At 44.0% G+C, this 2,323-nt stretch carries 3 protein-coding genes; 1 reads left to right on the top strand and 2 read right to left on the bottom strand.

The genetic code is table 11. From position 1 onward, the window contains the following. Nucleotides 1–179: 179 nt before the first annotated feature. Complete coding sequence (locus tag ACR2F3_RS04835; RefSeq protein WP_432708848.1) at nt 180–455, top strand: hypothetical protein; 276 nt, start codon at nt 180–182, stop codon at nt 453–455. 17 nt (nt 456–472) lie between these two features. Here the strand turns inward: ACR2F3_RS04835 and ACR2F3_RS04830 are convergent, their stop codons facing one another. Continuing rightward, nucleotides 473–847 (bottom strand): helix-turn-helix domain-containing protein, encoded by a 375-nt coding sequence (locus tag ACR2F3_RS04830; protein WP_432708847.1) that lies wholly within the window; start codon nt 845–847, stop codon nt 473–475. 322 nt (nt 848–1,169) lie between these two features. Beyond that, a partial coding sequence (locus tag ACR2F3_RS04825) for a hypothetical protein (RefSeq protein WP_432708846.1) occupies nt 1,170–2,323 on the bottom strand: 1,154 nt, incomplete at its 5' end.

The raw sequence follows: 2,323 nt of genomic DNA, 5'->3' as shown, positions 1-2,323 counted from the left end.
ATTAAATTTATTAATGGAAACATAAGCCTTGATTAAACTGTCAATTTCAGTAGGTTTAACTTGTGCATTTACCGAATTAAGGGATAGTAATAGGAAAATGATTGACCAGAGCGACTTCGCCATAATGTAGTATGAAATTTATGTTAAGGCACTAAAGATAAATTTTTATGAAAGAATTTATGGAGTCTTTCAAAATTGGATCGTCTCCAGTTTCTTGGAAAATCACTCCAGATGTTAATGAGGTGAAACACTTATTGATTGATACCGTTAAACACCTTGAACTAGATCTGGAATCCAGATTATTTGTCAACTATGAGCCCTTTGAGTTACCCATCGGATTTCAAGTGAAAAATCATGCCCAGGCCCTCCAAGCCGCTAATTATCACGAAGCGGAGCATAGTGGGAGGATTTTTACGTTTTTAAAACTGCTATCAAAGAATGAAGAACTTCAATGAAGACGCACATCCATAGTTTAGGCGTGCTCCAAAATAAAGTTCGCATCTACGTTCAGCTCGGTATGCACCGCTTTCAGAAAATCCACGTCGGGCCTCTGCTTGCCGTTTAGGATTAGCGAAAGCTTCGCTGGGCTTACCTTGAGCTTCCTTGCCAGGTCCACCTGGCGTAGCCTCATTTCATACATGCGCATCTCTATCATTCCGGAAAGCGTCGAAGGAGCATCCACTACATACACGTTCTTTTCATATTCCTGTGCAGAAAGTGCCAGCCTACGAATCTCTGCCAGCTCTGCCGCAGAAACGTTTTCGCTGCCTTTGGCCATCAAGCCATCTATTTTTGCCATTACCGCTTGGTAACTGGCCTTAGTTTCAATCTTGTTTCCCCGTCCCATAATTGAAAAGATTATATTAGAAAATAACAGCAATTTCCACCCAAGCCGCAAAAGGGTTTTTGGATCAAGGCTAAACCGCCGAACAGTCCTTCAGTTTATCATATTCCGCATGCGTATCAACAAAACGTACGTAAACGGTCCTTCCACTGCACGGTACCAGTTATTGAGCGAATCCTTAGCTCCTGCATGTACAGTAAAGAATTCCTTTAACGTTCCGTAGCTGATAACGACCATAACAAAACAGATGTTGCTTACGCAAAGATACAAATATTTAGATTTTCTAAATAATATTTAATTTTATAAAACCCACCTTCTCTCTACCTTACAACCCAAACTCCTTCCCCACTATCCTTTGCATCCTACCCAAAGCCGCATTCACATTCTTTGCTGTGGACTGCACCACTTGCCTGTACTTAGTCCCCAAACTATTAGCCGATAAATAAGCATTACCAATCCCTGGCGTCTGAAAATGCTTTGCAATGAACACCAGCAAGTCCGATCTGGGGCTCGCGACAATCACACCCGTCTCAATGAGCAGCCTCACCAGGTAAGCCAAAGCATCGGCAGATATAGAAACCTTAATCCGGTAATCAGGCACTTGCGGAATGGCGATCATACCCCTTTTCGTTTCTGGCGGTTGCCCAAGTAAAGCGATCCCCTGTTTCTTTTGCAAGTATCGGATCTCCGCCTTAATAAAGGAAGCTAAAACAGCTACCAAACTCGGGCTTTGCGGATCAAAACAAGCGGTACCCCGCTCCTGCTGGCCTTTAATCACCTTTTCCAAATGGTACAGGAGTTCAAATTTGTCATTGAGGTTATATACCTTGTCGAGATTCTCCAGCAACCGCGATTTATAATACCCCTCGTAACTTGCCGCATTAAAACGCAAATACAACAGGTGTTCCATCACAATCCGGGTAAAATCTTCTGCCTGCACATCCCGGCAAAGGTTAATTAACGACTTCTGCAGGTGCTTCATGTAAGCCAGGCTTTCGTAACTGGCCTTTCCAGATTTTAGGAAACCATTAAAACAGGTTAACATTAAATCCTGTAAAGGCAAATCAACAGCTTTTCTTTTGAAACCCGTACTCAACAACTTCATCTGCTCTTCCATCTCCAGCAACACATGCTTCAACTGGCGGTCCGGCACCTGGGCCTTTAAACAGAAGTATTGGCTATGGTGCGTTTCCAGATAAGTTAAAATGGCTACCAGTAAATCCACCATCGCCATTTGCAACCGGCATTCCCGCTGCTCCTGCTGCTCCAATAGGTTGAGCAGCTCGAGACATTCATGTTGGATCTGCCGAAGATGCCGCTCCACCAGCTGATCCGATGTCTGGCTAAACACTTCTTCCCGTATCGCCTGGAACAGACCGTCGCCAATTTGCGCGATTTCCAGTAAACGTTTTTTTACCAGCGGCGCAGTCAGTGCAGCAACTTGTTCAGCAACCATCGATTCCTGTACCAGCGCTTTCA

Origin of the sequence: Pedobacter sp. (genome assembly GCF_045627485.1) — a bacterium.
In the GTDB taxonomy this organism is placed as follows: domain Bacteria; phylum Bacteroidota; class Bacteroidia; order Sphingobacteriales; family Sphingobacteriaceae; genus Pedobacter.
This window is presented reverse-complemented; position numbering and strand designations above follow the sequence as displayed.